Annotated in this window: 12 protein-coding genes; 9 read left to right on the forward strand and 3 right to left on the reverse strand. The window is 72.0% G+C overall.

Annotated features, from left to right (window positions below; translation table 11 throughout):
* Positions 1-442: 442 nt before the first annotated feature.
* Positions 443-1,435, reverse strand: coding sequence for an ATP-binding protein (locus AB8O64_RS19515; RefSeq protein WP_370420273.1), 993 nt, complete (start codon positions 1,433-1,435; stop codon positions 443-445).
* Between the two features lie 101 nt (positions 1,436-1,536).
* Between AB8O64_RS19515 and AB8O64_RS19520 the strand changes: the two genes are divergently transcribed.
* Complete coding sequence (locus AB8O64_RS19520) at positions 1,537-2,358, forward strand: oxidoreductase (RefSeq protein ID WP_130878371.1); 822 nt, start codon at positions 1,537-1,539, stop codon at positions 2,356-2,358.
* 349 nt (positions 2,359-2,707) lie between these two features.
* Here the strand turns inward: AB8O64_RS19520 and AB8O64_RS19525 are convergent, their stop codons facing one another.
* Positions 2,708-3,550 (reverse strand): HAD family hydrolase, encoded by an 843-nt coding sequence (locus AB8O64_RS19525; RefSeq protein ID WP_370420275.1) that lies wholly within the window; start codon positions 3,548-3,550, stop codon positions 2,708-2,710.
* 449 nt (positions 3,551-3,999) lie between these two features.
* Here AB8O64_RS19525 and ssd point away from each other — a divergent pair, with 449 nt between their 5' ends.
* From ssd to AB8O64_RS19560, 7 genes are all read left to right on the forward strand, one after another.
* Positions 4,000-5,112, forward strand: coding sequence for a septum site-determining protein Ssd (gene ssd, locus AB8O64_RS19530; RefSeq protein WP_370420277.1), 1,113 nt, complete (start codon positions 4,000-4,002; stop codon positions 5,110-5,112).
* Positions 5,109-6,266: a TadA family conjugal transfer-associated ATPase gene (locus AB8O64_RS19535; protein WP_370420279.1), complete on the forward strand. Its 1,158-nt coding sequence runs from the start codon at positions 5,109-5,111 to the stop codon at positions 6,264-6,266. Before ssd ends, AB8O64_RS19535 begins: the two co-directional genes overlap by 4 nt.
* Positions 6,267-6,346: 80 nt before the next feature.
* Entirely contained in the window at positions 6,347-7,162 is an 816-nt protein-coding gene (locus tag AB8O64_RS19540; protein ID WP_370423905.1) for a type II secretion system F family protein, read from the forward strand.
* Complete coding sequence (locus AB8O64_RS19545) at positions 7,159-7,956, forward strand: type II secretion system F family protein (protein WP_370420281.1); 798 nt, start codon at positions 7,159-7,161, stop codon at positions 7,954-7,956. The genes AB8O64_RS19540 and AB8O64_RS19545 overlap by 4 nt, the downstream gene beginning before the upstream one ends.
* A 79-nt stretch (positions 7,957-8,035) precedes the next feature.
* Positions 8,036-8,233, forward strand: coding sequence for a DUF4244 domain-containing protein (locus AB8O64_RS19550; RefSeq protein ID WP_365205464.1), 198 nt, complete (start codon positions 8,036-8,038; stop codon positions 8,231-8,233).
* A complete protein-coding gene (locus AB8O64_RS19555; protein ID WP_370420282.1) occupies positions 8,220-8,564 on the forward strand; it encodes a TadE family type IV pilus minor pilin in 345 nt (114 codons plus the stop codon). The genes AB8O64_RS19550 and AB8O64_RS19555 overlap by 14 nt, the downstream gene beginning before the upstream one ends.
* A gap of 7 nt (positions 8,565-8,571) precedes the next feature.
* Complete coding sequence (locus AB8O64_RS19560; protein ID WP_370420284.1) at positions 8,572-8,952, forward strand: Rv3654c family TadE-like protein; 381 nt, start codon at positions 8,572-8,574, stop codon at positions 8,950-8,952.
* A gap of 85 nt (positions 8,953-9,037) precedes the next feature.
* Here the strand turns inward: AB8O64_RS19560 and AB8O64_RS19565 are convergent, their stop codons facing one another.
* On the reverse strand, positions 9,038-11,503 hold the full coding sequence (locus AB8O64_RS19565) for a DEAD/DEAH box helicase (RefSeq protein WP_370420285.1): 2,466 nt from the start codon (positions 11,501-11,503) through the stop codon (positions 9,038-9,040).
* Positions 11,504-11,557: 54 nt separating this feature from the next.
* Here AB8O64_RS19565 and bldG point away from each other — a divergent pair, with 54 nt between their 5' ends.
* On the forward strand, positions 11,558-11,899 hold the full coding sequence (gene bldG, locus AB8O64_RS19570; RefSeq protein ID WP_030392670.1) for an anti-sigma factor antagonist BldG: 342 nt from the start codon (positions 11,558-11,560) through the stop codon (positions 11,897-11,899).
* The last annotated feature ends 115 nt before the right edge of the window (positions 11,900-12,014 follow it).

Raw genomic sequence — 12,014 nt, forward strand, 5'->3', positions numbered from 1 at the left:
ACATCCGGCACTCGGGCGAGGCGAAGGGGTTACCGACGAGTGAATGGCGTGTACATGCTCTTGTTCGCAAACCGCATTCGTTGGCGCCGGGCGTGTGCGGATCTGTGGCTCAATCTGCTGGGGTCAGGCTGAAAACCGATGAAAACGGGTCCCATTTCGTCCCGCCCTCCCGTGGGCCCGATGGCGGACCGGTCGCTGGTCGGCCGAGAAGTGGACGGGAAAAATCCGGAATGCGGGTCCGCCCCGTCAAGGGCGGAAGCGGCGGGACCGCTATCGGGGATGGGCCGCCCCTGCCGTTCCTTGAAGGGCGGGAAATCCCCTCGCCGGATGTGTCGTCGCACCGGAAGGCCGCCGGAAGGGCCATTCCGGCGGCCAGGCCTCTCTGGTCTCCCTGCGGTAAGAGTTCCTCAATTACCCTCGGCTGGAAGGCTGATCGGTGAGTTCAGACGGGCTGCGGAGCGGCCAACAGCCGCTCGTCCAGAACGAAACTGGGATCGACCTGGGCCGCCAGGTCCGCGCCCGTCTTCGCGTTGCCCCAACTCTCCGCGTTCTTCAGGTGGAAGTGCACCATCTGGCGTGTGTAGCGCTGCCAGTCGCGTCGCTCGTACGCGCCGTCCGCCGCCGCGCGCAACGTGCGCAGCGCCTCACGGTTGGGCCCCTCGAGGAGCTCGAAGAGCGGTGGCCGGCCCTTCTCCATGGCGCGCACCCAGTCGGAGTGGGCCAGCGTGGTGAGCAGGTCCTCGCCGACCTCCTCGCGCAGGAAGTCCAGGTCGTCGGCGCCCTGCACCTTGTTGCCGACCACCTTCAGGCAGATGCCGAAGTCACGGGCGTACTCCTTGTACTGGCGGTAGACCGAGACTCCCTTGCGGGTCGGCTCGGCGACCAGGAACGTCATGTCGAAGCGGGTGAACATCCCGGAGGCGAAGGAGTCGCTGCCTGCTGTCATGTCGACGACGACGTACTCGCCGGGCCCGTCGACAAGGTGATTGAGGCACAGCTCGACCGCGCCGACCTTGGAGTGATAGCAGGCGACGCCGAGGTCCGACTCGGTGAAGGGGCCGGTCGCCATCAGCCGGACGGCGGCGCCTTCGTCCAGCCGTACGGTGCGGGCGCAGGTCTCGAGGATCGGGTTCTCCTCGTCAATCCGCAGCAGCCGCGAGCCCTCACCCGGCGGGGTCGTCTTGATCATGGTTTCGGCGGAGGCGATGCGAGGGTTCGTGCCGCGCAGGTACTCCTTGATCAGCGGCAGGTGTGCGCCCATCGCGGGGAGTGCGGCCGTCTCCGCCTCGTCCAGACCGAGCGCCGCGCCCAGATGTTGGTTGATGTCGGCGTCCACCGCGATGACGGGAGCCCGGTCGGCGGCGAGATGGCGGATGAACAGTGAGGACAGCGTGGTCTTGCCGCTGCCGCCCTTCCCTACGAAAGCGATCTTCATGTTCACCAAGCGTAGGTGCGCAAGCGCGGAAAGTGAGAGATGTGAGTGAAGAAAACCACTCCTTCGAGGGGTGTGAGGCCGAAGTGCGTAGTGTCTTACCCATGAGTACGACAGCCGATCCGCTCGCCGCCCTGGGCTCGCTTCCTGGCGTTGCCGACTCCGTGGACTCCGTGCGCAAGGCGGTGGACCGCGTCTACGGCCACCGGGTGATGCGCCGCCGCAGCAACGAGGTCACCGCCGAGGCGGCGCTGCGTGGCGCCCGGGGCTCGGCCGCCCTGTCAGGGGCGGACTGGGCGCTCGAGGAGGTGCGCCGGAGGTCCGACTTCGGTGTCGAGGGCGAGCCGCGCACGGTGGGCGCCGCGCTACGGCTGACCGCCGAGTCGGGCCAACTGCTGAGCGTGTGGCGGCAGTCGCCGCTGCGTGTGCTGGCCAGACTGCATCTGGTGGCTGCGGGCGGAGCCCGGCCGGACGACACCGTGGGGCGCCCGCGGCTGGCGGGCGAGCCGGTCGACGAGCCACTGATCGAGCTGGCGCTGCCGGGCGCGGACGAGGTGGCAGGCCGGCTCGAAGGGCTGGCCGGACTGCTGATCGCGGGTAGTGAGGCACCCGCGCTGGTGACGGCGGCGGTGGTGCACGGCGAACTGCTCGCCCTGCGCCCGTTCGGCTCGTGCAACGGCCTGGTCGCGCGGGCCGCCGAGCGGATCGTGCTGATCGGCAGCGGACTGGATCCCAAGTCGATCTGCCCGTCGGAGGTGGGGCACGCGGAGTTGGGGCGTGCGGCCTATCTGGGAGCGCTCGACGGCTACGCGTCCGGGACCCCGGAGGGCATGGCGGCCTGGATCACGCACTGCGCTCGTGCTGTCGAGCTGGGTGTGCGGGAGAGTACGGCCGTGTGCGAGGCGCTCCAACGCGGTGCGGCCTGACGGGTCTCCGTCACGGCGGGCTCGGGGAGCGGCCGACGTCGACAGCAGGCGGACAGGGTTGCGGCGGTACCGTCAAGCTTTGGTACCGCCGCTGGCACGTCGGCCGAGTTACCATGCGTGCACGAGATTTGCCCATCAGGCCGGGATCTTCGCCCGTTACCTGGTGCGGCTGGCCCGTAATCGACGGGTCGGCGTCGCGTGGGTGCTCGGCTTCCGTGCTTCGGTCCGTGGGGCCTACTGCGTTAAAGGCATCCTCTCGGATGTCCCTGGTCTCGCGGGCCGTCAACTCCTTTCTACTCCTGTCGTGGTGGAAGCGGAAGCCCAAGCCGCGGTTTCTTTACTTTTAGCGTTAAAACTGGTCAAGGCGGACGTGGGGCGGTCGTCGTCGGCTGGCGAACCAGACGAGGCCGGCCGTCGCGGCGGCGCCGACCGCTGCTGCCGCCATCAGGGCAGGGCGTGAGGGCATAGGCAGGGTCGACACGCGCTGCTTGAGTCGTACCGGGCGGCTGAAGGTGAGGATCGGCCAGTCGCGGGCGATCGCCTCACGGCGCAGGGCGCGGTCCGGGTTGACCGCGTGCGGGTGGCCGATCGACTCCAGCATCGGGATGTCGGTCGCGGAGTCGCTGTAGGCATAGCAGCGCGCCAGGTCGTAGCCCTCCGACTCCGCGAGCTCCCGAATGGCTTCGGCCTTGGTCGGGCCATAGGCGTAGTACTCCACCTCGCCGGTGAAGGCGCCGTCCTTGACGACCATGCGGGTGGCGACGACGCGGTCGGCGCCCAGCAGCTCGCCGATCGGCTCCACCACCTCGGCGCCGGAGGTGCTGACGATCACCACATCGCGCCCGGCGGTGTGGTGTTCCTCGATGAGGGAAGCGGCTTCGTCGTAAATGATCGGATCGATGAGTTCGTGCAGGGTCTCGGCGACGATCTCCCGCACCTGGCGGACATTCCAGCCACGGCACAGATCGGAGAGATACTGGCGCATCCGCTCCATCTGGTCGTGGTCGGCTCCACCGACCAGGAAGACGAACTGGATGTACGCGGTGCGCAACACGGCGCGCCTGTTGATCAAGCCGCCTTGGTAGAAGGACTTGCTGAAGGTGAGCGTGCTCGACTTCGCAATGACCGTCTTGTCCAGATCAAAGAACGCGGCTGTCCGAGGGAGCGAGTGGTTTTCCACGTCGCCGAGCATAGGCCGACCTCCATTCGGCGTAAGCTGAGGCGTGTGGGTTTGCCTGAGAAGGCTCTCGGGTACACCATGGAAGTCACGGATCGTTCGCGACCGTGTCTAACCCGGTCCGACTCCTCCCCCCCCCGAGTCGGCCGTGGGGACGACCCCCGCTCTCCCCCCCGGCGGGGGTCGTCGCATGTCCGGATGCATTTTGAGCGCCCTCATCCCGCGTTCCTCCCTCTGGTTCGGCCCGTCCGGCCGTGGTCTCTCCTCCTTCATACACGTCACGCTGCGTAATCGGCTTGGCGCTCTCCGGAAGTCACCGGTATAGGTGAGCGGGATATTCACAACCGCTGAGTTGTCCACAGTTTTTGTCCAAGATCCACAAGGTTTTCCAGTTCGATGCACGGTGATTCCCCGCGAGTTCCGCGATGTTCGCGGAAGAGAGCGCGTAGTGGGAGGGGAGACCCGTGACCGGATCCATCACATCCGATTGGCGGACGGACGCCGTTGCCGGAAGGCCGGGGGGACCGCTGGTCGTCACGGAGGACGAGGGGCTGCTGGATGACCTGCTGCGGCTGTGCGCCGCAGCCGGGGCCGTGCCCGAAGTCGCTCAGGGAATGCCCGCGCGCAGGGGGAGCTGGGAAAGCGCGCCGCTGGTCCTGGTCGGCGACGACTGCGCGGCCCGCCTCGGGGGCGCCATGCGCAGGGAGGGGGTGGTGCTGGTCGGCAGGGACCAGGACGACCCCGGCGTCTGGCAGCGCGCGGTGGGCATCGGAGCCCGCAATGTGGCGCTCCTGCCCGACGGCGAGAGCTGGCTGGTCGACAGGATCGCCGATGCCGTGGAAGGCGTGGGCCGCCCGGCGCTCACGGTAGGGGTGATCGGCGGACGGGGCGGCGCCGGGGCGAGCACGCTCGCCTGCGCGCTGGCGGTCGGCGCGGCCCGCGCGGGCCGGCGCACGATGCTGATCGACGGCGATCCGCTGGGCGGGGGCCTCGATGTGCTGCTCGGTGCAGAGAAGGCCGAGGGGTTGCGATGGCCGGCCTTCGCCGACTCGCGGGGCCGGGTGGCCGGGCGGGCACTGGAGGAAGCGCTGCCCGAGCTGCATTCGCTGCGGGTCCTCAGCTGGGACCGGGGCGACTGTCTCGCAGTCTCGTCCGATGCCATGCGGGCCGTGCTGGCCGCGGCCCGCAGACGAGGCGGGGCGGTGGTCGTCGACCTGCCGCGCCGACTCGACGACGCGGCGGTGGAAGCCCTCGAACAGATGGACGTGGGGCTGTTGGTCGTCCCCGCGGAGCTGCGAGCCGTCGCGGCCGCCCACCGGGTCGCCTCGTTGGTCGGCATGGTCCTGAGCGACCTCCGGCTGGTGACGCGCGCGCAGGCCGGCTCGGGACTGCGGGGCGAAGAGATCGCGAACCTGCTCGGCCTGCCCCTGGCGGGTGAACTCCCACCGGAGCCCGGCCTGTCGGACGCCCTGCTCGCCGGTCGGCCACCGGGGAGCGGCGAGCGCGGGCCGCTGGCGCGCTTCTGCGCGGAATTCTGGGCGCGGACGTCGGCCGACGGCACGGGCGTGCCGACATGAGCGCCGATCTGCTCGACGCGGTGCGCCTGCGGCTGGCGGAGAGCGGGGTGGAGCCGACGCCCGCGCGGGTCGCGGAGGCGTTGCGCCGCGAAGGCCGGCTGCTCGGCGACGCCGAAGTGCTCGGTGTCGCGTCCCGGCTGCGGTCCGAGCTGATCGGCACCGGCCCGCTCGAGCCCCTGCTCTCCGCACCCGAGGTCACCGATGTCCTGGTCACCGCGCCCGACCAGGTGTGGGTGGACCGCGGAGCGGGCCTGGAGCGCGCCGATGTGTCCTTCCCCGACGCGGCGGCGGTGCGCAGACTCGCGCAGCGGCTCGCCGCGATCGCCGGACGCCGACTCGACGATGCCCGGCCCTGGGTGGACGCCCGGCTGCCGGACGGGACGCGTTTGCACGCCGTGCTGCCCCCGGTGGCCGTCGGTTCGACCTGTCTCTCGCTGCGTGTGGTGCGACGCCGGGCCTTCGCGTTGGACGAGCTGGTCTCCGCCGGTACCGTGCCGCCCGGCGGGCAGCGCCTGCTGCGGGCCGTGGTGGACGCCCGGCTCTCCTTCCTGATCAGCGGTGGCACGGGGTCGGGAAAGACGACCCTGCTGTCCACCCTGCTCGGACTGGTCGCGCCGGACGAGCGGATCGTGCTGGCCGAGGACTCGGCCGAGCTGCGCCCCGAGCATCCGCATGTGGTGCGACTGGAGACACGGCCCGCGAATCAGGAGGGCACGGGCCTGGTCACCCTGCGGGACCTGGTCCGGCAGGCGTTGCGCATGCGGCCGGACCGGCTGGTCGTCGGCGAGGTGCGCGGCCCGGAGGTCACCGATCTGCTGGCCGCCCTCAACACCGGGCACGAGGGCGGGTGCGGCACGGTTCACGCCAACGCGGCGGCGGATGTGCCCGCGCGGCTGGAAGCGCTGGGTTCGACGGCGGGACTCGACCGCGGGGCCCTGCACAGCCAGTTGGCGGCCGCGCTGTCGGTCGTGGTCCACCTGGCGCGTGACCGGGGCGGGCGGCGGCGGATCGCGGAGCTCCACGTCCTGGACCGCGACGCCGGAGGCTTCGTGACGACCGCACCGGCGGCCGTATGGGGCGAAAGCGGTTTCGAGCCGGCGCGTGGCTGGGGCCGGCTGGCAGCCCTGTGCGAACGGGGCGGTGGTGCGCTGTGACCGTTGCCGTAGCGAAGTACCGGGCTGTGGTCCCGGTGTTCGGGGCGGTGTGGTGCGCGGTGGTCTCGCTCCGGGGCTCGATGTGGCCGGGGCAGGAGTCGCGGCGGGCCAGAGCCCTGTTCGCTCCCAGGGGAGGAGGGCTGTCCGGTGGCGCGTCTCTTCCGTGGGTCGGGGAGCGCTTCGGCCGATGGCGTCGGTGGGGGCGGGAGAGGCGTGAGCTGCTCTGTCTTCCGGTCGGTTGTGCCGTGGCGCTGCTGGGCGAGTCGATGCTGCCGCTGATCGGCGCGGTGGCCGCTGTCCCCCTTGTGAGACGTGGACTCGCCACCCGGCGGCGCCAACGCGAGCGGGATCGGCGGGAGGCGGCCGTGATCGACCTGTGCGGGGCCGTCGCGGGTGATCTGCGAGCCGGGCGGCAGCCCGGCGAGGCGCTGGTGGGGCTGGTGGTGGACCTCGGGGCGGCGTGGTCGGCCGTTCCGGCGGCGGCGAGGTTCGGCGGCGATGTGCCGGAAGCCCTGCGGAAGGTGGCACGGCAGCCGGGGGCCGAGGGGCTGAACGGAGTGGCCGCCTGCTGGCAGGTCTCGGTCGATGGCGGGGCGGGGCTCGCCGCCGGACTCGAACGGGTGGCGGCGGCTCTCAGTGCCGAGCGGGATCAACGGGAGGACCTGCACGCGCAGTTGGCGGGAACGAGGTCCACCGGCGTGATGCTCGCCGTGCTTCCGGTGCTCGCCCTGTTGATGGGCAGCGCGCTCGGGGCGGCCCCGTTGCGGGTGCTGCTGCACACCTCCGCCGGGCTGGGCTGTCTGGCGCTCGGTGGCGTCCTGGAATGCGCGGGACTCGTGTGGACCGCTCGGATCGTACGGGCGGCTGGGGGAGCGGATGGGGGTGGGAGGGCGTGAGCGAAAAAGTTATCCACAGCCTGGGGATATTTATTTCGATCGCCGCCGGAGGCGCGGGCCTGATGATCACCCTGGGCTGGGCGGGCCGGGCGCGCGGGATCCGCTCGGTTCGCCGACGGGCGGCGTCGCTGCTGAAGGGGAGTGGATCGGCCGGGCCGGGGAGTCGACTGCGGAGGTGGTCGGGGCGGCCGACGGTGGTGCGGGCCGGGCTCCCGGCCGTCGGGGCGGGGTGTACCGGTCTCCTCCTCGTCGGGGGGATCGCCGGGTGTGTGGTGGGGCTCGGGGCCGCGTACGGCGTGTGGCGGTGGCAGCGACGCGACAAGCGTACTCGCGGTGAGCCGGCCGGGAAGGGACCGGAAGCTCAACTTCCGTTCGCGGCGGATCTCTTGGCGGCCTGCATGGCCGCGGGGGCCGGTCCCCGGGAGGCCGCCGCGGCGGTAGGCGCCTCGCTGGGCGGGCCCGTGGGCGAGCGACTCGCCCAAGCCGCGGCCGAGGTGCGGCTCGGCGGGGAGCCGGCCACGGCCTGGGGCCGGCTGGGGAGCCTTCCCGGCGCCCGGGGGCTCGCCCGCTGTCTGGAGCGGGCCCAGGCGACAGGCGTGCCGGCGGTGGAGCCCATGTCGCGGCTGGCTGGACAGTTGCGCGCCACGCGAGGGCGGACGGCGGGCATGCGGGCCCGGCGCGCCGGAGTCCTGGCGACGGCTCCGCTGGGGCTGTGCTTCCTGCCCGCGTTCTTGACGGTCGGTGTGGTGCCGGTGGTCATCGGTCTGGCGAGCGGGCTCATGGAGGGCAATTGACGGTGCGTGAGGCACATGAGGTGCATGTGGCGCATCAGGCACATGAGGCGTTTGAGGCAAACGACAGGGGGATCAAGTGATGGTCGTGCAGTGGTGGTCGAAGCGTTGGGCCCGGCTGAGGGTGGCCGGCGAGGACGGAATGACGACGGCGGAGTACGCCGTGGGGACGCTGGCGGCATGCGCGCTCGCGGCGGTGCTCTACAAGGTGGTCACCAGTGGGGCGGTCAGCTCGGCGTTGCAGTCGCTGATCGTGAAGGCCCTCCATGCGTCGTTCTGACGGCGGCTATGTGACGGCGGAGGCCGCGTTGGTCCTCCCGACGCTGGCGCTGTTCGGCATGGCACTGCTCTGGGGGCTGATGGCGGCGACCGCGCAGATCCAGTGCGTGGACGCGGCCCGCGCGGGCGCTCGGGCGGCGGCCCGCTCGGAGCCGGCGTCGGCGGCGGTCGCCGCCGCCAGATCGGCCGCTCCGGCCGGGGCCCGGATCGCGGTGGCGAGGGAGGGCGACCTGGTGCGGGTGCGGGTCGATGCCCGGACCGCGGGCCCGGGACCGCTGACGGTGCGGCTGGGCGGGGAGGCGGTGGCCCTTGCGGAGGAGACGGTGGGGTGACGGGGGCATGGCATCGGTATGGGTGGCGATCGCCGCGGCGGCCTTCTGCGCGGTGTTCGCGGCGACGCTGGCCATGGGGCAGGCCGTGGTGGCCCGCCACCGCGCGGGCGGCGCGGCGGACCTGGCGGTGCTGGCGGCGGCCGACCACGCCTTGTCGGGGCACCGGACGGCGTGCGGCTTGGCCCGGAAGGTGGCCGCGGCCCAGGCGGCGCGGGTGGTGCGGTGCGCCGTCAGCGGTGAGATCGCCGAAGTGGCGGCCGAGGCACGGGCCGGGCCGTACACCGTCCGGGTGAGTTCCCGCGCCGGCCCTCCGGACCTCACGGGCCCGCTCACCGCCCCTGAGCCGATGGGCGGCGACGGCCCGGGCCACCACGGCTTCAGGCCCTGACGGTCCGGGTCACCCGGGGATCGGGCCCTGACGCCTCGGGGGCGCCTGCCCCACCGGCAAACAAGGCCCCCGAGCGGCCGTGGCGCTACGGGAGCGGGGTGCTCGGCTCCTCCTCGGCGGGGGCGTCGGCGAGAAGGCGGGTCAGGAGGCGGATGGCGGCTCTCTTGTCGAGTGGGTCGTTGCCGTTGCCGCACTTGGGGGACTGGATGCACGAGGGGCAGCCGGCCTCGCACTCGCAGGCGGCGATCGCCTCGCGGGTGGCGGTGAGCCAGCTCGCGGCGGTGTGGAAGGCCCGCTCGGCGAAGCCGGCGCCGCCGGGGTGGCCGTCGTAGACGAAGACGGTCGGCAGGCCCGTGTCGGGGTGGAGGGGCACCGAGACGCCGCCGATGTCCCAGCGGTCGCAGGTGGCGAAGAGCGGGAGCATGCCGATCGAGGCGTGTTCCGCGGCGTGCAGGGCGCCGCCGACGGCCTCGGGGTGGACACGGGCCTCGTCGAGGTGGTCCTCCGTGATCGTCCACCACACGGCGCGGGTGCGCAGCGTACGGGGCGGGAGGTCCAGCTTGGACTCGCCGAGGACCTCGCCGGTGAGGAGTTTGCGGCGGAGGAAGGAGACGACCTGATTGGTGACCTCGACGGAGCCGAAGCACAGCCGTGCGTCCCCCCAGGGGATCTCGGCGCTGGTCTCCAGGATGGAGATGGCCGTGGTGTCGCGGGCCGTGGTCGAGTAGGGCGGGGCGGCCTCCTCGACCAGGGCGACGGAGTCCTCCAGGTCGAGATGGCGGACGAGGTAGGTGCGGCCCTGATGGAGGTGGACGGCGCCGTCGTGGACGGCCGTGTGGGCGGCGGACGCGTCCACGGTGCCCAGCAGCCGGCCCGTGCCCTCCTCCACGACCTGGACGGGGCGGCCGCCGCCGCCCCGGATGTCGGCCAGGTCGACGGCGCGCTCGCGGCGGGTCCAGTGCCAGGCGGAGCCCCTGCGGCGGAGCAGTTTCCGGCCTTCGAGCTGGGACAGCAGGCCCGGCGTCTCGGGGCCGAAGAGTGACAGATCGGATTCGGTGAGCGGCAGCTCGGCGGCCGCGGCACACAGATGGGGGGCGAGGACGTACGGATTGTCCGGGTCGAGGACGGTGGACTCCACAGGCTGCCGGAAAAGCGCCTCGGGGTGGTGGACGAGATAGGTGTCCAGCGGGTCGTCGCGGGCGATGAGGATCGCGAGCGCGCCCCGGCCCGTCCGGCCCGCGCGGCCGGCCTGCTGCCACAGGGAGGCGCGGGTGCCGGGGTAGCCGCAGATGAGGACGGCGTCGAGGCCGGCGACGTCCACGCCGAGTTCCAGGGCGGTGGTGGCGGAGAGGCCCAGCAGTTCGCCGGTGTGCAGGGCGCGCTCGATGGCGCGGCGCTCTTCGGGCAGGTAGCCGCCGCGGTAGGCGGCGACCCGGGAAGGGAGGGAGCGGTCCACCGCGGCCAGGCGCTCCTGGGTGATCAGGGCCACGAGCTCGGCGCCGCGCCGGGAGCGCACGAAGGCGACGGTCCGGACGCCCTGGACGGCGAGGTCGGTGAGAAGGTCCGCGGTCTCGGCGGTGGCCGTACGGCGGACGGGGGCGCCCCGCTCGCCGTGCAGCTCGGTGAGCGGGGGCTCCCAGAGGGCGAAGACGACTTCGCCGCGCGGGGAGGCGTCCTCGGTGACCTCCACCACCGGCAGCCCGGTCAGCCGGGTCGCGGCGGTGGCCGGGTCGGAGGCGGTGGCGGAGGCGAGGAGGAAGACGGGATCGGCGCCGTAACGGGCGCAGACACGCCGAAGCCGACGCAGCACTTGGGCGACGTGTGAGCCGAAGACACCGCGGTAGGTGTGGCACTCGTCGATGACGACGTAGCGCAGGGCGCGCAGGAAGGAGGCCCATTTGGGGTGGGCGGGCAGGATCGAGCGGTGCAGCATGTCCGGGTTGGTGAGCGCGTAATTGGCGTACTGGCGCACCCACTCGCGCTCCTCGACGGGCGTGTCGCCGTCGTAGACGGCCGGCCGGACGCCTTTGCCGAGCGGGGCGGCGAGGGCCCGTACGGCGCGCCGCTGGTCGGCTGCCAGGGCCTTGGTGGGCGCCAGGTACAGGGCGGTCGCGCCGCGCCCGTTGGGCGCCTCGGAGCCGTCCAGGAGCGCGCTGAGGACCGGGGCGAGGTACGCGAGCGACTTGCCGGACGCGGTGCCCGTGGCCACCACCACCGACTCGCCGCGCAGCGCGTGCTCGGCCGTCAGCGCCTGGTGCGCCCACGGACGGTCGATTCCGGCGGCACGGATCGCGCCGATCACTTCCGGCCGGATCTTCTCGGGCCAGGGGGCATGACGTCCCGGACGAGGGGGCAAGTGCTCCGTATGAGTGATGCGTGCAGCCCGGCCTGCCCCGGTGGCGAGTCTGTCGAGGACCACCCGGGGAGCGGGATGTACGCCCGCCTCCGGCGGGAGTTGATCGTGGGCCATCGACATCGAGTGTGTCATTGGCGTGACGGACAATGGACTCAAGGCGTCGTGCGCGCCTGCCGGTAAGTGATTGAATGCCATCGCGGCTGCCGATCCATGGGGGGCGACCGCTCGATGCAAGGTGCTGGAGGATCCGTGGACCTGTCCCTGTCGACCCGGACCGTAGGCGACCGTACGGTCGTCGAGGTCGGTGGCGAGATTGATGTGTATACCGCGCCCAAGCTGCGTGAGCAGCTGGTCGAGCTTGTCAACGACGGCAGCTATCACCTCGTCGTGGACATGGAGGGCGTCGACTTCCTCGACTCCACCGGGCTCGGCGTGCTGGTCGGCGGGCTCAAGCGTGTGCGTGCCCATGAGGGCTCGCTGCGCCTGGTCTGCAACCAGGAGCGCATTCTCAAGATTTTCCGTATCACCGGCCTGACCAAGGTGTTCCCGATTCACACCTCGGTCGAGGACGCGGTGCAGGCGACCGACTGACGGTCGCCGGACGACACTGCCGCGCGGGGGGCACCGGGCTGTGAGGGCCCGGCCCCTCCGTGAGTTCGCCCTGTTCCAGGACTGGGGAAGAGGGCACGTGCGACCGAGGGGGATG

Origin of the sequence: Streptomyces sp. QH1-20 (assembly GCF_041283565.1) — a bacterium.
In the GTDB taxonomy this organism is placed as follows: Bacteria; Actinomycetota; Actinomycetes; order Streptomycetales; family Streptomycetaceae; genus Streptomyces; species Streptomyces syringius.

Bases quoted from the DNA above. Each gene is read 5' to 3' on its own strand.
- AB8O64_RS19515 (WP_370420273.1), bottom strand. From the start codon at position 1,435: ATGAAGATCGCTTTCGTAGGGAAGGGCGGCAGCGGCAAGACCACGCTG.
- AB8O64_RS19520 (WP_130878371.1), top strand. From the start codon at position 1,537: ATGAGTACGACAGCCGATCCGCTCGCCGCCCTGGGCTCGCTTCCTGGC.
- AB8O64_RS19535 (WP_370420279.1), top strand. From the start codon at position 5,109: ATGAGCGCCGATCTGCTCGACGCGGTGCGCCTGCGGCTGGCGGAGAGC.
- AB8O64_RS19555 (WP_370420282.1), top strand. From the start codon at position 8,220: ATGCGTCGTTCTGACGGCGGCTATGTGACGGCGGAGGCCGCGTTGGTC.
- AB8O64_RS19525 (WP_370420275.1), bottom strand. From the start codon at position 3,550: ATGCTCGGCGACGTGGAAAACCACTCGCTCCCTCGGACAGCCGCGTTC.
- AB8O64_RS19565 (WP_370420285.1), bottom strand. From the start codon at position 11,503: ATGGCATTCAATCACTTACCGGCAGGCGCGCACGACGCCTTGAGTCCA.
- AB8O64_RS19560 (WP_370420284.1), top strand. From the start codon at position 8,572: ATGGCATCGGTATGGGTGGCGATCGCCGCGGCGGCCTTCTGCGCGGTG.
- AB8O64_RS19550 (WP_365205464.1), top strand. From the start codon at position 8,036: ATGGTCGTGCAGTGGTGGTCGAAGCGTTGGGCCCGGCTGAGGGTGGCC.
- AB8O64_RS19540 (WP_370423905.1), top strand. From the start codon at position 6,347: ATGTGGCCGGGGCAGGAGTCGCGGCGGGCCAGAGCCCTGTTCGCTCCC.